21 protein-coding genes are annotated in these 21,088 nt (G+C 63.6%); 13 read left to right on the forward strand and 8 right to left on the reverse strand.

Annotation, left to right across the window (positions count from 1 at the left end; translation table 11 throughout):
* Positions 1–31: 31 nt before the first annotated feature.
* From ribF to BLS60_RS18875, 7 genes are all read left to right on the forward strand, one after another.
* A complete protein-coding gene (gene ribF, locus BLS60_RS18845) occupies positions 32–970 on the forward strand; it encodes a bifunctional riboflavin kinase/FAD synthetase (RefSeq protein WP_070882694.1) in 939 nt (312 codons plus the stop codon).
* A 9-nt stretch (positions 971–979) separates the two neighbouring features.
* Positions 980–3,814: an isoleucine--tRNA ligase gene (gene ileS, locus BLS60_RS18850; protein WP_092371093.1), complete on the forward strand. Its 2,835-nt coding sequence runs from the start codon at positions 980–982 to the stop codon at positions 3,812–3,814.
* 30 nt (positions 3,815–3,844) lie between these two features.
* The gene (gene lspA / locus BLS60_RS18855) at positions 3,845–4,351 is read left to right on the forward strand and encodes a signal peptidase II (RefSeq protein WP_070882696.1); all 507 of its coding nucleotides are present in this window, start codon (positions 3,845–3,847) and stop codon (positions 4,349–4,351) included.
* Positions 4,344–4,781 carry an FKBP-type peptidyl-prolyl cis-trans isomerase gene (locus tag BLS60_RS18860; protein WP_070882697.1) on the forward strand — a complete coding sequence of 146 codons (438 nt, stop codon included), beginning with the start codon at positions 4,344–4,346 and terminating at the stop codon, positions 4,779–4,781. Before lspA ends, BLS60_RS18860 begins: the two co-directional genes overlap by 8 nt.
* A 112-nt stretch (positions 4,782–4,893) precedes the next feature.
* Positions 4,894–5,838, forward strand: coding sequence for a 4-hydroxy-3-methylbut-2-enyl diphosphate reductase (gene ispH, locus BLS60_RS18865; RefSeq protein ID WP_092371096.1), 945 nt, complete (start codon positions 4,894–4,896; stop codon positions 5,836–5,838).
* Between the two features lie 187 nt (positions 5,839–6,025).
* Positions 6,026–6,904 carry a sensor domain-containing diguanylate cyclase gene (locus BLS60_RS18870; protein ID WP_092371099.1) on the forward strand — a complete coding sequence of 293 codons (879 nt, stop codon included), beginning with the start codon at positions 6,026–6,028 and terminating at the stop codon, positions 6,902–6,904.
* A gap of 222 nt (positions 6,905–7,126) precedes the next feature.
* On the forward strand, positions 7,127–7,867 hold the full coding sequence (locus BLS60_RS18875) for a dienelactone hydrolase family protein (RefSeq protein ID WP_092371102.1): 741 nt from the start codon (positions 7,127–7,129) through the stop codon (positions 7,865–7,867).
* Between the two features lie 55 nt (positions 7,868–7,922).
* Here BLS60_RS18875 and ppa read toward each other — a convergent pair whose 3' ends face one another.
* Both ppa and BLS60_RS18885 read right to left on the reverse strand, forming a co-directional pair.
* Positions 7,923–8,450: an inorganic diphosphatase gene (gene ppa, locus BLS60_RS18880; protein WP_092371105.1), complete on the reverse strand. Its 528-nt coding sequence runs from the start codon at positions 8,448–8,450 to the stop codon at positions 7,923–7,925.
* Positions 8,451–8,488: 38 nt separating this feature from the next.
* Positions 8,489–9,358 (reverse strand): M90 family metallopeptidase, encoded by an 870-nt coding sequence (locus tag BLS60_RS18885; RefSeq protein WP_092371108.1) that lies wholly within the window; start codon positions 9,356–9,358, stop codon positions 8,489–8,491.
* Between the two features lie 211 nt (positions 9,359–9,569).
* Between BLS60_RS18885 and mpl the strand changes: the two genes are divergently transcribed.
* Genes mpl through BLS60_RS18900 form a run of 3 tightly spaced genes read left to right on the forward strand, consistent with a single transcriptional unit; the run spans position 9,570 to position 11,843 of the window.
* Entirely contained in the window at positions 9,570–10,922 is a 1,353-nt protein-coding gene (gene mpl, locus BLS60_RS18890; protein WP_092371111.1) for a UDP-N-acetylmuramate:L-alanyl-gamma-D-glutamyl-meso-diaminopimelate ligase, read from the forward strand.
* Positions 10,923–10,924: 2 nt separating this feature from the next.
* Complete coding sequence (gene ubiX / locus BLS60_RS18895; protein WP_164090966.1) at positions 10,925–11,557, forward strand: flavin prenyltransferase UbiX; 633 nt, start codon at positions 10,925–10,927, stop codon at positions 11,555–11,557.
* Positions 11,550–11,843, forward strand: a complete 294-nt coding sequence (locus BLS60_RS18900) for a YceK/YidQ family lipoprotein (RefSeq protein WP_092371114.1) — start codon at positions 11,550–11,552, stop codon at positions 11,841–11,843. The genes ubiX and BLS60_RS18900 overlap by 8 nt, the downstream gene beginning before the upstream one ends.
* 136 nt (positions 11,844–11,979) lie before the next feature.
* Here the strand turns inward: BLS60_RS18900 and BLS60_RS18905 are convergent, their stop codons facing one another.
* The 5 genes from BLS60_RS18905 to BLS60_RS18925 form a co-directional block, all read right to left on the reverse strand.
* Positions 11,980–12,912, reverse strand: a complete 933-nt coding sequence (locus BLS60_RS18905) for a 2-hydroxyacid dehydrogenase (protein ID WP_092371117.1) — start codon at positions 12,910–12,912, stop codon at positions 11,980–11,982.
* Positions 12,909–13,421: a YbaK/EbsC family protein gene (locus tag BLS60_RS18910; protein WP_092371120.1), complete on the reverse strand. Its 513-nt coding sequence runs from the start codon at positions 13,419–13,421 to the stop codon at positions 12,909–12,911. Before BLS60_RS18910 ends, BLS60_RS18905 begins: the two co-directional genes overlap by 4 nt.
* 60 nt (positions 13,422–13,481) lie before the next feature.
* The gene (locus BLS60_RS18915; protein WP_092371123.1) at positions 13,482–14,069 is read right to left on the reverse strand and encodes an IMPACT family protein; all 588 of its coding nucleotides are present in this window, start codon (positions 14,067–14,069) and stop codon (positions 13,482–13,484) included.
* Positions 14,069–14,728, reverse strand: a complete 660-nt coding sequence (locus BLS60_RS18920; protein WP_092371126.1) for a TetR/AcrR family transcriptional regulator — start codon at positions 14,726–14,728, stop codon at positions 14,069–14,071. Before BLS60_RS18920 ends, BLS60_RS18915 begins: the two co-directional genes overlap by 1 nt.
* Before the next feature lie 116 nt (positions 14,729–14,844).
* Positions 14,845–15,777: an aldo/keto reductase gene (locus BLS60_RS18925; protein ID WP_092371129.1), complete on the reverse strand. Its 933-nt coding sequence runs from the start codon at positions 15,775–15,777 to the stop codon at positions 14,845–14,847.
* 220 nt (positions 15,778–15,997) lie between these two features.
* Between BLS60_RS18925 and BLS60_RS18930 the strand changes: the two genes are divergently transcribed.
* Positions 15,998–16,348 (forward strand): hypothetical protein, encoded by a 351-nt coding sequence (locus tag BLS60_RS18930; RefSeq protein ID WP_092371132.1) that lies wholly within the window; start codon positions 15,998–16,000, stop codon positions 16,346–16,348.
* Between the two features lie 184 nt (positions 16,349–16,532).
* Here the strand turns inward: BLS60_RS18930 and BLS60_RS18935 are convergent, their stop codons facing one another.
* The gene (locus tag BLS60_RS18935; protein ID WP_070882712.1) at positions 16,533–17,453 is read right to left on the reverse strand and encodes a LysR family transcriptional regulator; all 921 of its coding nucleotides are present in this window, start codon (positions 17,451–17,453) and stop codon (positions 16,533–16,535) included.
* Between the two features lie 165 nt (positions 17,454–17,618).
* Between BLS60_RS18935 and aptA the strand changes: the two genes are divergently transcribed.
* Entirely contained in the window at positions 17,619–18,965 is a 1,347-nt protein-coding gene (aptA, locus tag BLS60_RS18940; RefSeq protein WP_070882713.1) for an omega-aminotransferase AptA, read from the forward strand.
* A gap of 204 nt (positions 18,966–19,169) precedes the next feature.
* Complete coding sequence (locus BLS60_RS18945; protein ID WP_092371135.1) at positions 19,170–20,669, forward strand: CoA-acylating methylmalonate-semialdehyde dehydrogenase; 1,500 nt, start codon at positions 19,170–19,172, stop codon at positions 20,667–20,669.
* Positions 20,670–21,088 lie beyond the last annotated feature (419 nt).

Genomic DNA, 21,088 nt, shown 5'->3' on the forward strand with positions numbered 1-21,088 from the left:
AATTGCCCACTTTGTGAGCAAGAAGCGCGTTATGCAGCTGGTTCGAGGCCTTCATAATCTGCGGCCCCAGCATCGGGGCTGTGTCGCCACCATCGGTAATTTCGACGGCGTTCATCGTGGCCACCAGGCGATTCTGGCGCGTCTGCGTGAGCGTGCGGCGGAGCTTGGCGTACCGAGCTGTGTGGTGCTGTTCGAGCCCCAGCCGCGCGAATACTTCGATCCCAAGGGCGCGCCCGCGCGTCTGAGTCGCTTGCGTGACAAGCTTGCCCTGTTGGCCGCCGAAGGTGTCGACCGGGTACTGTGCCTGGCCTTCAACCCGCGTTTGCGGGAGTTGAGCGCCGCTGAATTCGTGCAACGTGTCTTGCTGGACGGTCTTGAGGTTCGCCACCTGGAAGTGGGCGATGATTTTCGCTTCGGCTGTGACCGTGCCGGCGATTTTGCCTTTCTGGCCGAGGCTGCGCGCCGCGAAGGCTTTACCGTCGAGGCCGCCAAGACCGTTGAAATCGACGCTGAGCGGGTCAGCAGTACGCGGGTTCGCCAGGCTCTGGCCAGTGGCGATTTCGTACTGGCCGAGCGCATGCTCGGGCGGCCGTTCCGGATCGTCGGGCGGGTGCTGCATGGGCAGAAGCTTGGCCGTCAGCTGAATGCGCCGACCGCCAACGTGCAACTCAAGCGCAAGCGCGCACCGTTGACTGGGGTCTACCTGGTCAGCGCCGAGATAGATGGCCGGCCATGGCCCGGCGTCGCCAACATTGGCGTTCGCCCCAGCGTCGCCGGTGACGGGAGCGCCCACCTCGAGGTGCACCTGCTGGATTTTGCCGGCGACCTGTATGGCCGGCGTTTGACGGTGGCATTCCACCACAAGCTGCGCGATGAGCAGCGTTTCGCCTCACTCGAGGCACTGAAGACGGCAATTGCTGCCGATATTGCCGCCGCCCGCGCCCATTGGCACGGCCAACCGCTTAAGTGAAGAGCCGAGATGACCGACTATAAAGCCACGTTGAATCTTCCTGATACCCAGTTCCCGATGAAGGCCGGCCTGCCGCAGCGCGAGCCGCAAATCCTGCAGCGCTGGGACGACATTGGTCTGTATCAGAAGCTGCGTGAGATTGGCGCCGACCGGCCGAAGTTCGTCCTGCACGATGGCCCGCCCTACGCGAACGGCAGCATTCACATCGGTCATGCGCTGAACAAGATCCTCAAGGACATCATCACCCGCTCCAAGACCATTGCCGGCTTCGACGCCCCTTACGTGCCGGGCTGGGATTGCCATGGCCTGCCGATCGAGCACAAGGTGGAAACCACCTTCGGCAAGAACCAGCCGGCAGACCTGACCCGCGAACGCTGCCGCACCTATGCCGGCGAGCAAGTCGAAGAGCAGAAGGGCAACTTCATCCGCCTCGGCGTGCTGGGCGAGTGGAACAACCCCTACCTGACCATGAACTTCGCCAACGAGGCCGGGGAAATCCGCGCCCTGGCGGAGATCGTCAAGAAGGGCTTCGTGTTCAAGGGCCTGAAGCCGGTCAACTTCTGCTTCGATTGCGGTTCGGCACTCGCCGAGGCCGAGGTCGAGTACCAAGACAAGAAGTCCGATGCTATCGACGTCGCCTTCCCGGTCGAAGACGCCGACAAGTTGGCCGCCGCGTTCGGCCTGGCCAGCCTGAGCAAGCCGACCAGCATCGTCATCTGGACCACCACGCCGTGGACCATCCCGGCCAACCAGGCGCTGAACGTGCATCCGGAGTTCAACTACGCCCTGGTGGACGTCGGTGATCGCCTGCTGCTGCTGGCCGAAGAAATGGTCGAGGGCAGCCTGCAGCGTTACGGCCTGCAAGGCGAAGTCATCGCCACAGCGCCGGGCGCCAAGCTGGAACTGATCAACTTCCGTCACCCGTTCTACGAGCGCCTGTCGCCGGTTTATCTGGCCGATTACGTCGAGCTCGGCGCCGGCACCGGTATCGTGCACTCGGCGCCTGCCTACGGTGAGGACGACTTCTACAGCTGCAAACGCTACGGCATGAGCAATGACGACATCCTCAACCCGGTGCAGAGCAACGGCGTCTACGTCGAGTCGCTGCCGTTCTTCGGTGGCCAGTTCATCTGGAAGGCCAACCCGGCCATCGTCGCCAAGCTCGAAGAAGTCGGCGCGCTGCTCAAGCACGAAGCGATCAACCATAGCTACATGCACTGCTGGCGCCACAAGACGCCGCTGATCTACCGCGCCACCGCGCAGTGGTTCATTGGCATGGACAAGCAGCCGAACGAGGGTTCCACCCTGCGTGAGCGCTCGCTGGCAGCCATCGAAGAAACCCAATTCGTACCGGCCTGGGGCCAGGCGCGCCTGCACAGCATGATCGCCGGCCGCCCTGACTGGTGCATCTCGCGTCAGCGCAACTGGGGCGTACCGATCCCGTTCTTCACGCACAAGGAAAGCGGCGAGCTGCACCCGCGTACCGCCGAGCTGATGGAGCAGGTGGCGCAGCGCGTCGAGCAGGAAGGCATCGAAGCCTGGTTCAAGCTCGACACCGCCGAGCTGCTGGGTGACGAAGCCGGGCAGTACGACAAGAGCCGTGACACCCTGGACGTCTGGTTCGATTCCGGTACCACTCACTGGCATGTGCTGCGCGGCTCCCATGCCGAGCTGGCGCACCCGACTGGCCCGGCTGCGGATCTGTACCTGGAAGGCTCCGACCAGCACCGTGGCTGGTTCCATTCGTCCTTGCTGACCGGCTGCGCTATCGACGGCCACGCGCCGTACAAGGAACTGCTGACCCACGGCTTCACTGTCGATGAGCAGGGCCGCAAGCAGTCCAAGTCGCTGGGCAACGTGGTCGCCCCGCAGAAGGTCATCGACAGCCTGGGCGCCGACATCATGCGCCTGTGGGTCGCCTCCACCGATTACTCGGGCGAGATGGCCGTTTCCGACCAGATCCTGCAGCGCAGCGCCGACGCCTACCGGCGTATCCGCAACACGGCGCGCTTCCTGCTCTCCAACCTCAGCGGTTTCGATCCAGCGCAGCACCTGCTGGCCCCGGAAGACATGCTGGCGCTGGACCGTTGGGCGGTAGACCGCGCCCTGCTGCTGCAGCGCGAGATCGAAGAGGCCTACACCAGCTACCGTTTCTGGAACGTGTACCAGAAGGTGCACAACTTCTGCGTGCAGGAACTGGGTGGCTTCTACCTCGACATCATCAAGGACCGTCAGTACACCACCGCTGCTGACAGCGTGGCGCGACGCTCCTGCCAGACCGCCATGTACCACATCGGTGAAGCGCTGGTGCGCTGGATCGCGCCGATCCTTTCGTTCACTGCGGACGAGATCTGGCAGTACCTGCCGGGCGAACGCAACGAGTCGGTAATGCTCAACACCTGGTACCAGGGGCTGAGCGAACTGCCGGCCGGTTTCGAGCTGGACCGCGTCTTCTGGGATCGCGTCATGGCCGTCAAGACCGCGGTCAACAAGGAACTGGAAAACCAGCGCAGCGCCAAGCTGATCGGTGGCAATCTACAGGCCGAAGTGACCCTGTATGGCGAGGAAACGCTGGTCGGCGACCTGGCTCGTCTGGGCGACGAATTGCGTTTCGTGCTGATCACCTCAGGTGCCACTCTGGCGCCTTTGGCCGCTGCACCAGCCGAAGCGGTGCAAACCGAAGTTGCCGGGCTGAAGCTGAAGATCGTCAAGTCCGGGCTGACCAAGTGCGCCCGTTGCTGGCACTTCTGCGCCGACGTCGGCAGCCATGCCGAACACCCGGAAATCTGCGGCCGTTGCGTAAGCAACATCGATGGCCAGGGCGAGGTGCGCCACCATGCGTAACGCTCTGGTGTGCAGTGCGGAGCGCCGCTCATGAGCGCGCGCTTCGGCAAGCTTGGCTGGGTATGGTTGAGCGTGGTGGTGTTCGTGGTCGATCAGATCACCAAATACTGGTTCGACAACAACCTGTCGATGTACGAGCGCATCGCGGTCATTCCGGACTTCTTCAGCTGGACGCTGGCCTACAACACCGGCGCGGCCTTCAGCTTCCTCGCCGATGAGTCCGGCTGGCAGCGTTGGCTGTTCGCCTTGATCGCGACCGTGGTCAGTGCAGTGCTGGTGGTCTGGCTGAAACGCCTGAAACCCGAGGAAACCTGGCTGGCCGTTGGCCTGGCACTGGTACTCGGCGGCGCGCTGGGTAATCTAGTTGATCGCGTGATATTCGGTCATGTGGTCGACTTCATTCTGGTGCACTGGCAGAACCGCTGGTATTTCCCGGCGTTCAACATCGCCGACAGCGCAATTACCGTCGGTGCCGTGCTGTTGGCACTGGATATGTTCAGAAGTAACAAATCGCAAGAAGAGGTGGCACGTGACTGACGTACGTATCGGCCCGGACCGGCAGGTCACCCTGCATTTCGCGCTGAAGCTGGACAACGGCGATGTCGTTGACAGCACTTTCGACAAGCAGCCGGCCACCTTCAAGGTCGGCGACGGCAACCTGCTGCCGGGTTTCGAGTCCGCGCTGTACGGCTTCAAGGCCGGCGACAAGCGCAGTGTGACCGTGCTGCCGGAGCAGGGCTTCGGTCAGCCCAACCCGCAGAACGTGCAGATCATGCCGCGCTCGCAGTTCCAGGATATGGAGCTGTCCGAAGGGCTGCTGGTGATCTTTAACGATGCAGCCAATACCGAGCTGCCCGGTGTGGTCAAAGCCTTCGATGACGCCCAGGTGACCATCGACTTCAACCACCCGTTGGCGGGCAAGACGCTAACGTTCGATGTCGAAATCATCGACGTCCAGGCGATCTGAAGCGGCGCCATCGATCCCGCCGGACATTCCGCACGAACGCGCTGTCTATCGGGTAAGTTCTCCGGCGCTTACGCGATACACTCATCACTCAAGTTTCTTTGCCGAGCGTGCCATGTATATCAAACTCGCCAATCCCCGCGGTTTCTGCGCCGGTGTCGACCGCGCCATCGAAATCGTCAACCGCGCCCTCGAGGTGTTCGGCGCGCCGATTTACGTGCGTCACGAAGTGGTGCACAACAAGTTCGTGGTCGAGGACCTGCGTGCCCGCGGCGCGATTTTCGTCGAAGAACTGGATCAGGTGCCTGATGACGTCATCGTCATCTTCAGCGCCCATGGCGTATCCCAGGCCGTGCGCAACGAAGCCACCAACCGTGGCTTGAAGGTGTTCGACGCCACCTGCCCGCTAGTCACCAAGGTGCACCTGGAAGTGGTGCGCTACAGCCGCGACGGCCGCGAATGCATCCTCATCGGCCACGCCGGTCACCCGGAAGTCGAAGGCACCATGGGCCAGTACGACGCCAGCAATGGCGGGGCCATCTACCTGGTCGAAGATGAAGAGGACGTCGCCAAGCTGCAGGTGCGTGATCCCGAGTCCCTGGCCTTCGTGACCCAGACAACCTTGTCGATGGACGACACCAGTAAGGTCATTGATGCCCTGCGCACGCGCTTCCCCAACATTGGCGGGCCGCGCAAGGACGACATCTGCTACGCCACGCAGAACCGTCAGGACGCCGTCAAACAGCTGGCCAACGAGTGCGATGTGCTGCTGGTGGTGGGCAGCCCCAACAGTTCCAACTCCAATCGCCTGCGTGAGCTGGCTGAGCGCATGGGCACCCCGGCGTATCTGATCGACGGTGCCGACGACCTCAAACGCGAGTGGTTCGACGGTGCCAAAGGTATCGGCATCACCGCTGGCGCTTCGGCGCCCGAGGTGCTGGTGCGTGGCGTGATCGACCAGCTTGGCGAGTGGGGCGCCAGCAACGTACAGGAACTCGATGGCCGCCCGGAGAACGTGACCTTCTCCATGCCCAAGGAGCTGCGCCTCAAAGCGGTGTGATGTGACGCGACGTGTGAACGAAGCCAGGGCCTTGCCCTGGCTTTTTCATATGCGCGGTGGCGTCGATTCGCGCTGATGGGCAAGGGCGCCGTGGCGCAAGCGAAACGCACCGGTATGCACGTGATTTCCTCGCCGCCCGTCACTGGGTTCAGGCTATGATCAGCCACCAGAACCGGACTACCGATCTATGCCCGTCGACCTGCAAGCGCTTTATCCCAAACTGATTCATCTGATGCTGGACACGGTGTTTGTGGTCGATCCGGACAACCGCATCGTATTCGTCAGCGATGCCTGCGAGGCATTGCTTGGATACCGCGCCGATGAACTGACCGGCACCCTGATCACCGGCTACATGCACCCGGAGGACCTCGTCGCCACCAAGGCGTCGATTGTCCGCGTGATGAACGGTCAGCCTCACTTCGACTTCCGCAATCGCTATATCCGCAAGGACGGCGGCGTGGTCTCTATCCTCTGGGCCGCCTTCTGGTCCGAAGAGGTCGGCGCGCGCATCGGCGTTGCCCGGGATGTGACGGCCCTGGCCCATGCCGAAGAGGAACTGCGCTTCCTCGCCCACCATGACCCCCTCACCAAGCTGACCAACCGCGCACTGTTCCGTGATCGACTGGAGACGGCTCTGCGCGCCGCGCATCGTCATACCAGTACGCTCGCTTTGCTGTTCCTGGATATCAACGACTTCAAGGAAATCAACGATACCCATGGGCACACCGCAGGCGATCAGGTGCTCTGCGAGATTGCCAAACGCCTGCAAGGCTGCGTACGCGAAACCGATACCGTGGGCCGGATGGGCGGCGACGAGTTCACCGTGTTGTTGACCGAGCTGCACGGGCCGCAGGCTGTTGCCGAGAAGGTGGAACAGATACTCGCGGCGTTGGGCGAACCGCTAAGCACTGAGCTCGCGGCACTGCGCATGCCGAGCTGCAGCATTGGCGTGGCCTGTTATCCCGCAGATGGCGAGGACGCCGATGCGCTACTCGGCCACGCAGACGAGCACATGTACCGGATAAAAAGGCAACGCGTAACATTTCGCGAGAACCTGACCGGCTAGCTGCTGCGACCATCAATTAGCGGGCACAAGGCTCGCTGCTCGTTTGGCCTTGGCGGGTCAGCCCGCTGACGTCTATCTGTCGCGTCTCTGGCCCGTACCGGGTGGTCGTGCTTGAAATCCATGGGCACTCGGCTGCCCTGCTGTTGACCAATGCCTTGTCCCGTTCATTTATGCCCCGCCGTTGCCAGGCGACGGTGCAAGGCATCCAACAGGAGAATCAACATGGCTCACGAGCAGACCACCATCACCACACCCGACGGCCAGTGCCCGGCCCACGTGTTCACACCAACTGATGGGCAGGGCGGCCCGGCGCTCATCTTCTATATGGACGCTGGCGGCATCCGCCCTGCGGAATTCGCCATGGCGCAGCGGCTGGCCGATGCAGGCTATGTGGTGCTGCTGCCTGATCTGTATTACCGCTACGGCGCCTACGGGCCGTTCAATCCCAAAGAGGTGTTCAAGGGTGACTTCCGTGCAGTCCTCGGGCCGCTGATGGCGACGACAGGCAATGCCAAGGTGGCGGCCGACACCGATGCTTATCTCGCCTACCTCGATCAGCGAAGCGACGTGCAAGGCGAGCGGATTGGTGCAGTAGGCTTCTGCATGGGCGGCGGCATGGCGATCGCTGCAGGCGGTTCTCGGCCCGAGCGCTTCGCAGCGATTGCCAGTTTCCACGGCGGCAACTTGGCGACCGATGCCGACGACAGCCCGCACCGCTGCGCTGGCGCGCTGGAGGCTGAACTCTACATCGCAGCGGCCGAGCACGACGGCAGCTACCCAGCGGAAATGGCCGAGCGCTTCGAGAAGGCCATGAGCGATGCTGGTGTGACCTTCCGCTCGGAAACCTACCCGGCCAAGCACGGCTGGATGAAGCCGGACTTCCCCGTGTATGACGAAAAAGCTGCCGAGCACGGCTGGCAGCAGATGCTCGCGTTCTTCGCTCGCACCTTGGTGCGCGGTTGAATCGCAGGCAATAAAAAAGCCGGCTTGTGGCCGGCTTTTAGGGGGTGGTAACTACTTATTTTTGGTAAGCAGCGACCGCCTTGTTGATCAGGTTGCGAGCCTCGTCGGCGCCAGCCCAACCATCGACCTTGACCCACTTGCCCTTCTCCAGATCCTTATAGTTCTCGAAGAAGTGCTTGATCTGCTCGATCAGCAGCGGGGGCAGGTCGGTGTATTCCTGTACGTTTTGGTACAGCACGCTCAATTTGTCGTGCGGTACGGCAACCAGCTTGGCGTCGCCGCCGGCTTCGTCACTCATCAACAGCACGCCGACCGGACGGGCGCGGATCACCGAGCCTGGCGCGACCGGGTACGGAGTCACGACCAGCACGTCGAGGGGGTCGCCATCGTCGGCCAGGGTGTGCGGGATGAAACCGTAGTTGGCCGGGTAGAACATCGGGGTCGCCATGAAGCGGTCGACGAACAGGCAGTCGGTGTCGTGATCGATTTCGTACTTGATCGGCGCGTGGTTGGCCGGGATCTCGATAGCGACGTAGATGTCATTCGGCAGGTCTTTACCGGCCGGAACCTTGCTGTAGCTCATGGGTGACTCCCTGATGTGGGCCAAAAAAAGTGGCCGGATTATAGGTGGATTCCCGCGTCGTTGCCATTACAGCCATTGGTCGTAATAGGCTCGGCGGGGCCGGTGTCCTGATAGTCCGGGTGTTCGACCTGCAGGCGGCGTAAACGTGCCAACGGGTCTTGCCGATAGAACAGGCGCAACTGCGCATAGACAGCCGGAAAGGCCTCGTCGAGCAGGTCGGGGGCGTTGAAGAAATACTCGCTGGTCACCGCAAAGAACTCGGCGGGGTTTTCCGCGGCGTACGGGTCGATAGCGGTCTGCGCGTCCGGGTCGGCATCCAGCGTGGCATTCATGCCGTCGAAGGCCTGCTGCATCGCGGCGGCCCAATCCGGGGTGGACATGTCGCGATGCAGCGGCGGCAGGCCGTTGGCGTCGCCGCCGAGCATGTCCAGTTTGTGCGCCAGTTCGTGGATCACCAAGTTGTAGCCTTCCCAGCCACCGCTGGCCTGTACGCCGGGCCAGGCGAGGATCACCGGGCCTTGCTGCCAGGCTTCGCCGCTGTGCTCGCCGTCCCACTCGTGTTCGACGCCGCCCGAGTCGCGGTGCCGCTGCGGGCTGACGAAATCGTCCGGGTAGAGGATCACCTCATGGAAACCCTGGTACCAGTTCAGGTCAGCCAGCCCGAGCAGCGGCAATTCGGCGAGTGTGGCCAGGGCGAGACGGTCATCGTGATCCAGCTCCAGGCCGGGCAGGGTGGTCAGGTGCTTGTTGTGCAAAAACAGCACGGCACGCTCGCGCAGCCGCTGCTGTTCCTCGTTGCTGAGCCCGTCGAGAATCGGCAGTCTTTGGCGCACCACGGCCCAGCTGTCGTCGCTGACAGGATGGCGGGAGAGGATGCGCTTGCGGCGCCAGGCGTTAAACGACCACATGACAAGAGCTCGGTTGCAGGGTGGCGTCACCTTAAGCAGGCCATCTGCTTATCGCAAGGGCACAGGCGTTACTCGCTGTTGAGTGATGTTGCGGCGGCCGGGGCGCTGGCGCAGCCGCTAGCGCTCGGGGCAAGGGCGTTGCTGTGCTAATCTGCGGCGATGTTTTCGCCCGGCCCGCCCGACCTTCGGCGCGCCTGTTTTCGAGGTTTTCATGCATATCCACATTCTCGGCATTTGCGGCACCTTTATGGGTTCGCTCGCCGTGTTGGCCAAGGACCTGGGCCACCGCGTTACCGGCTCCGATGCCAACGTCTATCCGCCGATGAGCACGCAGCTTGAGGCGCAGGGCATCGAGTTGATGCAGGGCTACGATCCCGCTCACCTGCAACCCGCGCCTGATCTCGTTGTGGTGGGCAATGCCATGAGCCGCGGCAACCCGGCGGTGGAATATATGCTCAACAAGGGCCTGCCGTATGTATCCGGCCCGCAATGGCTGGCCGATCACGTGCTGCAGGGCCGCTGGGTGATGGCCGTGGCTGGCACTCATGGCAAAACCAGCAGTTCGAGCATGCTCGCCTGGGTGCTGGAGCACGCCGGCATGGCGCCGGGGTTCCTGATCGGCGGTGTGCCGCAGAACTTTGGTATTTCCGCGCGCCTCGGCGACACGCCGTTCTTCGTGGTCGAGGCCGACGAATACGACAGCGCGTTCTTCGACAAGCGCAGCAAGTTCGTCCACTACCGCCCGCGCACGGCGATCCTCAACAACCTCGAGTTCGATCACGCGGACATTTTCCCGGATCTGGCGGCCATCGAGCGGCAGTTCCACCACCTGGTGCGGATCATTCCCAGCGAGGGTCTGGTCATTCACCCGGCCAGCGAAACGGCGCTTGCACGGGTTATCGAGATGGGCTGCTGGACGCCGGTGCAGACCACCGGCGCAGGCGGCCAGTGGCAGGCACGCCTGCTCGCCGGCGATGGCTCGCGTTTCGAGGTGAGTTTCGATGGCAAGGTCGAAGGCGTGGTCGACTGGGGCCTGACCGGCCAGCACAACGTGGCCAATGCCCTGGCGGTGCTGGCGGCGGCGCGCCATGTTGGTGTGGTGCCTGCGCTCGGCATCGAGGCGCTAGGCCAATTCATCAACGCCAAGCGGCGCATGGAAAAGGTCGCCGAGGTAGACGGCGTGACCATCTACGATGATTTCGCCCACCACCCAACGGCTATCGCCACCACCCTCGACGGCCTGCGCAAGCGCGTTGGCGACGAGCAGATCATCGCGGTCATCGAGCCGCGCTCCAACTCCATGAAGCTTGGTGCTCACCGTGACGGGCTGGCCGAGTCCGCCCAGCAGGCGGATGCGGTTTTCTGGTACGCGCCGCCGAACCTCGGCTGGGACCTGGCCGCCACCGTTGCCGGGGCGACCAACCCGACCCAAGTATGCGATTCGCTGGAGGCAATCATTGCCGGGGTCAAGGCGCGGGTGCGGCCTGGCACCCAGGTGGTAATCATGAGCAATGGCGGCTTCGGCGGCCTGCACGGCAAGCTGGCCGTGGCGTTGGAGGCATGAACGTGGCCGGACCGGAGCGCATAACCCTGGCCATGACCGGCGCCTCGGGCGCCCAGTACGGCTTGCGCCTGCTCGACTGTCTGGTGCGCGAGGACCGTGAGGTGCACTTCCTGATCTCCAAGGCCGCGCAGCTGGTAATGGCCACCGAGACAGACGTCAGCCTGCCGGCCAAGCCCCAGGCCATGCAGGCGTTTCTCACCGAATACACCGGTGCCACCGACGGGCAGATCCGTGTCTACGGCAAGGAGGACTGGATGGCCCCGGTGGCCTCCGGTTCCGGTTCGCCGACCGCGATGGTGGTGGTGCCCTGCAGCACCGGCACGCTTTCGGCGATCGCCACCGGCGCCTGCAACAACCTGATAGAGCGCGCAGCCGACGTGACGCTCAAGGAGCGCCGTCAGCTGATCGTGGTGCCGCGCGAGGCGCCATATTCCAGCATTCACCTGGAGCACATGCTCAAACTCTCCAACCTGGGGGTGACCATCCTTCCTGCCTCGCCGGGCTTCTACCACCAGCCGCAAACGGTGGACGATCTGGTCGACTTCGTCGTCGCGCGCATTCTCAACTGCCTGAACATCCCTCAGGACATGCTGCCACGCTGGGGCGAGCACCACCTCAACAGTGGCGATGACTAGGCGCACGAGCTGGCTGCTGGTGCTGGCCTGCCTGCAGTTGGGCGGCTGCGCCACTGCACGCACCCTCGACGCCGCCAAGCCCGGCGCGCCGGTGGTCTACGCCGGCACGCGGCTGGACTGGTACGCACTGCAAGGCGGGTGCTGCCCGGTCGAGCGTTTCGGTGCCGAGGCGCCGCGCTATGCCGCCGTCGACCTGCCGGCCAGCGCGCTGCTCGATACCTTGTTGTTGCCGCTGTCGCTGGCCAAAGCCCTGGGCATTGGTTTGCAGGTCAGGGGCGGCGGGTAGGGCGCTTCTTGCCCTGGTGATCGGATTCGTTGGTTTTTGGGGGCTGAAGCGGATCGCCGCCCGGACCACCCTGCGACGGATGTGCCGTAGTTTTGCGCCGTAGGGTGGGCTTCAGCCCACCAATTGGGTCGCCGCATCAGATCGGCGTCAGCAGCGGTTCACCGCGAAAGTGCCGGCCGATATTGTCGAGGAACTGCGTCAGCGACTGCTCCAGCGCCTGGGGCGAGTTGCCGCCGACGTGGGGCGTGATGATCAGGTTGTCGAGATCGAGCAGCTCGCGCGGCGGCAGCGGCTCGCTTTCGTAGACGTCCAGCGCGGCGGCGCGAATACGCTTGTCGCGCAGCGCCACACCCAATGCGGCGGTATCCACCACGCTGCCACGGGCCACATTGACCAGATAACCTTGCGGCCCCAGTGCGTCGAGCACGTCGGCGTTGACCATGTGCAAGGTCGAGGGGCCGCCAGGAATCGCCACCACCAGGCAGTCACTCCAGCGCGCCAGGTCTAGCGCGCTGGTGAAGTACTGGTGCGGGCTGTCGGGCTTGGCCGAGCGGTTGTGGTACCCCACCGGCATGTCGAAGGCGGCGGCGCGGCGGGCGAGTTTTTCTCCAATCGCGCCGAAGCCGAGAATTCCCAGGCGCTTGCCGCATACGCCGTCGGTCATCGGTAGGGCATCACGCCACACACCGGCCCGGCAGGCCACATCGAGGCGGCGCACGTCGCGAATCGCTGCCAGCAGCAGCGCCATGGCATGGTCGGCGACGCAATCGGCGTTGCTGCCGGCGCCGTTGCTCAGGGCGATGCCGCGGGCGCGGGCGGCCTCCAGATCGACCTTCTCGTACCCGACGCCGAGGGTGCCGATGAAGCCCAGTTTCGGCAGGCGGGCGATTTCCTCAGCGGTCAGGCCGATGGTGCCGATGGTCAGCACCGCCTGCACGCTGTCGCCATGTTCGGCGATGGCAGCTTCCCGTGCTGCGGCACTCGGCGCATGGGTCACGGTGTAATATTCGGCGATCCGCGCCAGGCTGGCGTCGCTGAGCGGGTTGAGAATCAGCAGGTGGGGCTTCATGGGGTCTCCAGCGGTGAGGGAGCGGCAATCTCGGGATTTTCGACAGGCAGCGACAGGCAAACATCTACCCAGTCGGCGTCGACCAGCTCGGCCATCCGCGCCGGGCTGATGCGCACGGCGCTGTGGATGTCGCCAGCCGCCGGCACCACCTCGGCAAAGGCACGCAGGGACACGTCGCAATACACCGGCAGCGGCGTGGCGAGGCCGAACGGACAGACGCCGCCGACCGGGTGGCTGGTCAGCGCGACCACCGTCTCAGCGTCGAGCATCTTGGCCTTGCCGCCGAAGGTTTCCTTGATCTTGCGGTTGTCGATACGGGCATCGCCACGGGCGACGATCAGCAGGTTGCGCTCGCCGATGCGAAAGGCCAGCGTCTTGGCTATCTGGCCTGGTTCCACGCCATGCGCCTCGGCGGCCAGCGCGACCGTGGCGGTGCTGGTGGCGAGTTCGATGATAGGCAGATCAGGCGCCTTTTCGGCGAAGAAGGCGCGAACGGATTGCAGGCTCATGCAGCGGCTCCCTGTGCAAAAAGCACCACCATGTCGCGGGCGACGCCGGCAGGTCAAGCCTCAGGTGGGCACGTGCAGGCGGCTGCGCCCACGGCTGATGTCGGCGAGCAGGCGTTGCAGGGCGTCGATCTGGGACGGCGGTACGGCCAGTTGCAGCTCGGCGCCGTGGGCGTCGAAGGTTTCCTGCTCCAGCACCGCGTCGAATTCGGCGAGGCGCGACTTCAACAAGGCCAGCTCGGCGAACCCGCAATGGCAGGAGCAGGGTGTGCGAGCCACCTGTTCGCGACGCTCGGCGTTCTGCAGGCATTTGTTGGCGCTGCCGCCATAGGCGCGAGCGAGGCCGCCGGTGCCGAGTTGGATGCCGCCGTACCAGCGCGTGACCACCACCGCCACGCCATCGAAGCCCTGGGCCTCGATGGCCGCGAGAATTGGCCGGCCTGCGGTGCCGCCGGGCTCGCCGTCATCGCTGAAGCGGTATTGCTGGCCGACCTTCCAGGCCCAGCAATTGTGCGAGGCGTTCGGGTCGCTTACCTCATCGATGAACGCCTGGGCGTCTGCCGCACTGGTGATCGCGCGGGCCTGGGCGAGAAAGCGGCTCTTGCGAATTTCCTCGCGGAAGTCGCACTGGGCGAGTAACAGAAATGCCATCAGTGGCTCGGCCGCAGCCCACAGCCTTTGAGAATGATGCGCACCAGGTTGTCAGCCGCGGCCTGATAGTCCTGCTTGGTCAGGCGCGAACGGCCGCTGACCCGGCAGATCTCGGAGGCGAAGTCGGCGTAATGCTGGGTGCTGCCCCAGATCAGGAAGATCAGGTGCATGGGGTCGACCGCATCCATCTTGCCTGCAGCGATCCAGCTTTCGAACACCGCTGCGCGCTCGCGGAACCAGCTCTGGTGGTCCTTGCCGAAATGCTGCGAGAGGCAGGCGCCGCCGCTGATCACTTCCATGGCGAAGATGCGCGAGGCTTTGGGGTAGCGACGCGAGTATTCCATCTTGGCGCGGATGTAACGCTCCAGCGCTTCGGCCGGGTCGTCCTCGACACGCAGGGTGTTGAAGGCGCTGTCCCACAGCGACAGGATGTTATCCAGCACCGCGAGGTACAAACCCTGCTTGCTGCTGAAGTAGTAGTGCAGGTTGGCCTTGGGCAAGCCCACCGCCAAGGCGATGGTGTTCATGCTGGTGCCCTTGAAGCCATGGCGGGCGAACTCGTCCTCGGCGGCAGCGATGATCGCTTCTTCGTTCTTCTGCCGGATGCGGCCAGTCGGCTTGCCGGAGGTAGCGCTGGGGGAGAGGACGTCGTTGGGCATCAGGGGTTTCCGTGGTGATCAAAGGCAGCGGATGAACAGATACTCCAGCGCTGCAAGGGTGACAAGCACTTGCAGGCAAAAACGTGCTGCTCTTTACCCGCGTCTGCCCCCGCGGCTTAGCTGAAGGCCTGGACGATACGCTCACGCTGCTCGGCATTGGGCAAGCGGCCCTGGCCGGCCTTGAGGTTGTCGACCATATAACGAGGATTGGAGGTGGCCGGGATCACCACGGTAACCGCCTCATTGGCGATGATGAACTTGAGCAGCAATTGCGCCCAGGATGTTGCATCGATCTCGTTGGCCCACTCCGGCAACGGCTTGCCCTTGATCCGGCCCAACAGTTGTGCCCGCTGGAAGGGGCGGTTGATCAGGGTGGCGATGCCGTTATCGCGGCAATACGGCAGCAGGCGCTTCTCGGCATTGCGTTCGCCCACCGAGTAGTTGAGCTGCACGAAGTCGACCTTCTCCTTGGCGAGCACGGCGAGCACGGCGAGCAGGTCGTCGTGGGCCGACTCGAGATAATGGGTAATGCCGATGTAGCGCACCTTGCCCTGGTCGCGCAGCTCACGGGCCAGCGCCAACTGCCGGGTGGTGTCCTGCAGGTTGTGCACCTGCAGCAGGTCCATCTTGTCGGTTTGCAGCGCTTTCAGGCTGGCCTGGAACTGCGCCAGGCCGCGCTCGCGCCCGGTGCTCGACAGCTTGGAGGCAAGGAAGGCTTTGCCCTGAGTCTTGGTGCGCTTCAGCAATTCGCCGGTGACCGCCTCGGCAGCCCCGTAGCTGGGTGCGGTATCGATCACCTTGGCGCCGCCGTTGATAAAGGCGCGCACCACCTCATCCAGATCGTCGAGGCTGTCGTCATCCATGCCGACGTTGAAGGTTTGTGAAGTACCCAGACCGATCACCGGCAGCGCCTCGCCACTCGACGGAATCTCGCGCTGTAGCAGCGGGGCTGGATTCGCGGCGAAAGCGAAGCCCGGCAACAGCTGGCTACCGGCCGCGAGGGTCATCAGGGCAGCGCTGCCCTGCAGGAAATGACGACGATTGGGCATGGCGTGCTCCAGAGGCTGGTTGAAGAGACAATGGCTTGAGACTAGACGCCCAGCCTCATGGATTGTCGACAGCCTGTTACCGGGTATGTCGCTAAGGTTGACCGGCGAAGAGGGAACCAACCTTTGCGGGGGCCATCACAGCAAAGCCCATCAGCTTCTCTGATACGTCTGGAGTGTTCAGGTTGCCTGCCTGAACCGTTGCCTAAGGACCCTGCAGCCCGTGTTGTCTCGCCATCTGTTTTTACCCGCATTTGCTCTACTACTGGGCGGTTGTACCCAGTACCGCGAAGTGCCGCCGCAAACTGCCGAAGGCCAGGCCTGCGTCCAGCAGTGCAACGAAACGCAGCGGGCCTGTGAGCGCAGTGAGGATGAGTCTTACCAAGGCTTCAAAGTCATCTATGACAGCCAGAACCAGAGCTACCAGAACTGCCTGCACTCCACCGAAGACCCCAATCTCAAAACGATGTGCCCGAAGCCCACGGCAATCGCCGGGCCTGACTACCGAATCTGCTCGGAGGTCTACAAGAACTGCTTCGTCAAATGTGGCGGCCGCTACGAGAAGATCGAGTAAGCACTGCATGGCAGCGTGGTGGCGAGAGCAGACTTAGGGTGGATGACGCCTCACCTACGCGGCCCGACCCGTCCACCGCTTTGCGATTGCAATGGTGGATGAAAAGAGCGACATCCACCCTACGGCTGCTTCCGCCTTATAGCCGCCAATTCGAACGCACTTCTAATTGATCAAAAACGACCTCTTACGCACTCGCCGCGAGCTCCTCGAGAAAGCTCTCCAGCACCAGGTGTGGGCGACGTCCCTTGCGCGTGACCGAGGCCAGGTTGAGGTCATAGAAACGCGTGTCGGCCTTTAAGGCGCGCAGACGACCCTCCTTGATCCAGGCGGCTGCGTAGTGATCCGGCAGGTAACCGATATAACGCCCGGTCAGGATCAGAAAGGCCATGCCTTCGCGGTCCGAGGCGCTGGCCGTGCAGTTCAGCACCTGATACTGGGTCTGAATCTCCGGCGGCAGGCGGAAGGTTGGCGCGATGGCGTCCTGAGCGTTGAGGCGATCGTCTGCCAGCTCGCGGTCGTCCACGTAGAACAACGGGTGGCCCACCGCGCAGTAGAGCAGCGAGCGCTCGTCGTACAGCGGTTGGTAGTCGAGGCCAGAGAGTGCGCCGACCATCGGCACCACGCCGACGTGCAGGCGGCCATCGAGCACGCCCTGTTCGACCTCGCTGGGCGGCGTCATGCGGATGTGCACGCGCACGTCCGGGCCTCGTTCTTTCAGGCGGGCGAGGGCACCGGTGATGCGCATGTGCGGCACCGTCACTAGGTTGTCGGTGAGGCCGATATTCAGCTCGCCGCGCAGGTGTTGGTGCAGGCCGTTGACCTCGGTGCGAAAGCTCTCCAGCGCAGCCAGTAATTGCTGAGTGGACTGGTACACCTCGCGGCCTTCCTCGGTCAGCGCAAACCCGGCACGGCCGCGCTGGCACAGGCGCAGGCCGAGGCGCTGCTCCAGGTCGCTCATCTGCTGGCTGATCGCCGAGCGACCAATGCCCAGCACGCTTTCCGCAGCGGAAAAACCGCCGCACTCGACCACGCTGCGAAACAGCTTGAGCAGGCGGATATCAAAGTCGCTGACCTGGGCCAGCGGCTCGGGGCGTCGGGCACTCATTGTTTAGCCACCAATGAACTGAGGGTAAGAAGAGTCAGGTTTGAGTGACTCTATGCCTGTGGCACCTTCGCTGACAACCGATACGCTTCTGATAGACGTGCGACTGCCGCCAGATTTCTCATCCTGCCCGTCATCGGACACCCGCCACCCACGAGGCCACCCGCCATGAACATGCCGCAGACCGCCACGCCGCCACTGGCCAGCCAGCTCAAGCTGGACGCTCACTGGATGCCGTTTTCCGCCAACCGCGCCTTCCACCGCGACCCACGCATCGTGGTGGCGGCCGAAGGCTCGTGGCTGACCGACGACTCGGGGCGCAAGGTCTATGACAGCCTGTCCGGCCTGTGGACCTGCGGCGCTGGGCATTGCCGCAAGGAAATCCAGGAGGCTGTGGCCAAGCAACTCGGTACCCTCGATTATTCGCCAGGTTTCCAGTACGCCCATCCGCTGTCGTTCAAGCTCGCCGAGCAGGTCGCGGACCTGATGCCCGGTGAGCTCAATCACGTGTTCTTCACCGGCTCCGGCTCCGAGTGCGCCGACACCGCGGTGAAGATGGCCAAGGCCTACTGGCGCCTCAAGGGCCAGGCCAGCAAAACCAAGATGATCGGCCGTGCCCGTGGTTATCACGGCGTGAACATCGCCGGCACCAGCCTGGGCGGCATCAGCGGCAACCGCAAAATGTACGGTCAGCTAATGGACGTCGACCACCTGCCGCACACCCTGCAGGCAGGGATGGCCTTCACCAAAGGCGCGGCTGAAACCGGCGGCGTTGAATTGGCCAACGAGATGCTCAAGCTGATCGAGTTACACGATGCCTCAAACATCGCCGCGGTCATCGTCGAACCCATGTCCGGCTCGGCCGGCGTCATCGTGCCGCCTGCCGGTTACCTGCAGCGCCTGCGCGAGATCTGCACCCAGCACAACATCCTGCTGATCTTCGACGAAGTGATCACCGCGTTTGGGCGCATGGGCAAATGGACCGGCGCCGAGTACTTCGGCGTCACGCCGGACATCCTCAACATCGCCAAGCAGATCACCAACGGCGCCGTGCCGCTGGGCGCGGTGATCGCCAGCCGCGAGATCTACCAGACCTTCATGGGCCAGCCGACGCCCGAGCACATGATCGAATTCACCCACGGCTATACCTATTCCGCCCACCCGGTCGCCTGCGCCGCCGGCCTGGCATCGCTCGAATTGCTCAAGCGCGAGAACCTGATCCAGCAGGCCGCCGAACTGGCGCCCAAGTTCGAGAACGCCATCCATGGCCTCAAGGGTGCCAAGCACGTGCTGGACATCCGCAACTGTGGCCTGGCCGGCGCGATACAGCTGGCGCCGCGCGATGGCGACCCGTCGATCCGCCCGTTCGAGGCCGGTGTCGCGCTGTGGAAGGCCGGCTTCTACGTGCGTTTCGGCGGCGACGGCTTGCAGTTCGGGCCGATGTTCAACGCCAAGATCGACGACCTCGACCGCGTATTCAGTGCCGTGGGCGATGTACTCAACAAGCTGGACTGATCGACCAGCAGGCTGTTGTAGGGTGGATGACGCTTCACCCATCCACCGAATCGTTAGGCCGAGCAGTGAATATTCGGCCCATGGATACCTGTAGGAACTCCGGCCCCGCACGTATTGCGCAAGCAGCGCCAATGCGCCGGTAGGCCGCCATTTCTCGTGCCGGGGGCGACGCCCCGGCCGCCGTAAAATTATCGAGGACGTTTCATGACCACCATCCAGCACCTGATTCACGGCGAACTCACCGATGGCCACGGCGGCCATAGCGCCGACGTATTCAACCCGGCCAGCGGTGAGGCGGTGCGCCGCGTTGCCCTGGCCGACGTGGCCACCGTGCAGCAGGCCATCGACTCAGCCAAGCAGGCCTTCCCGGCCTGGCGCAACACCCCGGCTGCCAAGCGCGCTCAGGTGATGTTCCGCTTCAAGCAACTGCTCGAGCAGCATGAAGACGCCATCGCCAAGCTGATCAGCGAAGAGCATGGCAAAACCCTGGAAGACGCCGCCGGCGAGCTCAAGCGCGGCATCGAGAACGTCGAGTACGCCTGCGCCGCTCCGGAAATCCTCAAGGGTGAATACACCCGCAACGTCGGCCCCAACATCGACGCCTGGAGCGACTTTCAGCCGGTGGGCGTAGTCGCCGGCATCACCCCGTTCAACTTCCCGGCCATGGTGCCGCTGTGGATGTACCCGCTGGCCATCGTCTGCGGCAACTGCTTCATCCTCAAACCCTCCGAGCGCGACCCCAGCTCCACCCTGTATATCGCACAGCTGCTGCACGAAGCCGGCCTGCCCAACGGCGTGCTGAACGTCGTGCACGGCGACAAGACCGCCGTGGATGCGCTGATTCAGGCGCCGGAGGTCAAAGCCCTGAGCTTCGTCGGCTCCACACCGATCGCCGAATACATCTATGCCGAAGGCACCAAGCGCGGAAAACGCGTGCAAGCCCTCGGCGGCGCCAAGAACCACGCAGTGCTGATGCCCGATGCCGACCTCGAAAACGCCGTCAGCGCTCTGATGGGGGCTGCCTACGGTTCTTGCGGTGAGCGCTGCATGGCCATCTCCGTGGCCGTGTGCGTGGGTGACCAGATCGCCGATGCGCTGGTGCAGAAGCTGGTGCCGCAGATCAAGGCCCTGAAGATCGGCGCGGGCACCCAGTGCGGTCTCGACATGGGCCCGCTGGTCACCGCAGCAGCGAAGGACAAGGTCACCGGCTACATCGACGCCGGGGTGGCCGCTGGCGCTGAGCTGGTGGTCGACGGGCGTGGCCTGAGCGTCACGGGCAGCGAAAACGGCTTCTTCCTCGGCGGCACATTGTTCGACCGAGTGACGGCGGACATGACCATCTACACCGACGAAATCTTCGGCCCGGTGCTGTGCATCGTCCGGGTCGACAGCCTGGAAGCGGCCATGCAACTGATCAACGATCACGAATACGGCAATGGCACCTGCATCTTCACCCGCGATGGCGAAGCGGCGCGGCTGTTCTGCGACGAGATCGAAGTCGGCATGGTCGGCGTCAACGTACCGCTGCCGGTACCGGTGGCCTACCACAGCTTCGGCGGCTGGAAGCGCTCGCTGTTCGGCGACCTCCACGCCTACGGCCCCGACGGTGTGCGCTTCTACACCCGCCGCAAATCCATCACCCAGCGCTGGCCACAGCGCAAGAGCCACGAGGCCGCGCAGTTTGCGTTTCCGAGTAATAGCTGAGGTGGGGTGAGGTAGATGGCTGGCCGATCATGTGATCGGCCTTTTTATTAGTGGCGATTGTTGCGTCGGCAATTCCTGGGTATCGCTGAGCTCAACCGCAGGCTACGAACTGCTACGTTTGATTGGATGCACTCCGGCGCCGCTTATCTATCGCCTGATAAACCGGTTTCGCCCTTACGGCGACTCACTTTTTTCAAACGCCAAAAAAGTAAGCAAAAACGCTGTGCCCCATCATTCGTGTCTCGCTGCGCTCGACTTCCCTCACTCCATCATTGCTCCGAGGGCCCGCCGCGAAGGGCCATCCCTGGCCCATCGCGGCTCTCGCGGCATCCATGCCGCTCAACCCTCTGCGCAACGATTCCGTTCGGCCTTCTGAAGGGGCCATTGGCGTATGCCTGATGTATTGCGTTTAGCCCAAT

Source organism: Phytopseudomonas seleniipraecipitans, from assembly GCF_900102335.1.
Taxonomy (GTDB): Bacteria; Pseudomonadota; Gammaproteobacteria; order Pseudomonadales; family Pseudomonadaceae; genus Aquipseudomonas; species Aquipseudomonas seleniipraecipitans.

Excerpts from the sequence above, each read along its gene's own strand:
- ribF (WP_070882694.1), top strand. The coding sequence starts at position 32 with ATGCAGCTGGTTCGAGGCCTTCATAATCTGCGGCCCCAGCATCGGGGC.
- ileS (WP_092371093.1), top strand. The coding sequence starts at position 980 with ATGACCGACTATAAAGCCACGTTGAATCTTCCTGATACCCAGTTCCCG.
- lspA (WP_070882696.1), top strand. The coding sequence starts at position 3,845 with ATGAGCGCGCGCTTCGGCAAGCTTGGCTGGGTATGGTTGAGCGTGGTG.
- ispH (WP_092371096.1), top strand. The coding sequence starts at position 4,894 with ATGTATATCAAACTCGCCAATCCCCGCGGTTTCTGCGCCGGTGTCGAC.
- BLS60_RS18870 (WP_092371099.1), top strand. The coding sequence starts at position 6,026 with ATGCCCGTCGACCTGCAAGCGCTTTATCCCAAACTGATTCATCTGATG.
- BLS60_RS18875 (WP_092371102.1), top strand. The coding sequence starts at position 7,127 with ATGGCTCACGAGCAGACCACCATCACCACACCCGACGGCCAGTGCCCG.
- ppa (WP_092371105.1), bottom strand. The coding sequence starts at position 8,450 with ATGAGCTACAGCAAGGTTCCGGCCGGTAAAGACCTGCCGAATGACATC.
- BLS60_RS18885 (WP_092371108.1), bottom strand. The coding sequence starts at position 9,358 with ATGTGGTCGTTTAACGCCTGGCGCCGCAAGCGCATCCTCTCCCGCCAT.
- mpl (WP_092371111.1), top strand. The coding sequence starts at position 9,570 with ATGCATATCCACATTCTCGGCATTTGCGGCACCTTTATGGGTTCGCTC.
- BLS60_RS18900 (WP_092371114.1), top strand. The coding sequence starts at position 11,550 with ATGACTAGGCGCACGAGCTGGCTGCTGGTGCTGGCCTGCCTGCAGTTG.
- BLS60_RS18905 (WP_092371117.1), bottom strand. The coding sequence starts at position 12,912 with ATGAAGCCCCACCTGCTGATTCTCAACCCGCTCAGCGACGCCAGCCTG.
- BLS60_RS18910 (WP_092371120.1), bottom strand. The coding sequence starts at position 13,421 with ATGAGCCTGCAATCCGTTCGCGCCTTCTTCGCCGAAAAGGCGCCTGAT.
- BLS60_RS18915 (WP_092371123.1), bottom strand. The coding sequence starts at position 14,069 with ATGGCATTTCTGTTACTCGCCCAGTGCGACTTCCGCGAGGAAATTCGC.
- BLS60_RS18920 (WP_092371126.1), bottom strand. The coding sequence starts at position 14,728 with ATGCCCAACGACGTCCTCTCCCCCAGCGCTACCTCCGGCAAGCCGACT.
- BLS60_RS18925 (WP_092371129.1), bottom strand. The coding sequence starts at position 15,777 with ATGCCCAATCGTCGTCATTTCCTGCAGGGCAGCGCTGCCCTGATGACC.
- BLS60_RS18935 (WP_070882712.1), bottom strand. The coding sequence starts at position 17,453 with ATGAGTGCCCGACGCCCCGAGCCGCTGGCCCAGGTCAGCGACTTTGAT.
- aptA (WP_070882713.1), top strand. The coding sequence starts at position 17,619 with ATGAACATGCCGCAGACCGCCACGCCGCCACTGGCCAGCCAGCTCAAG.
- BLS60_RS18945 (WP_092371135.1), top strand. The coding sequence starts at position 19,170 with ATGACCACCATCCAGCACCTGATTCACGGCGAACTCACCGATGGCCAC.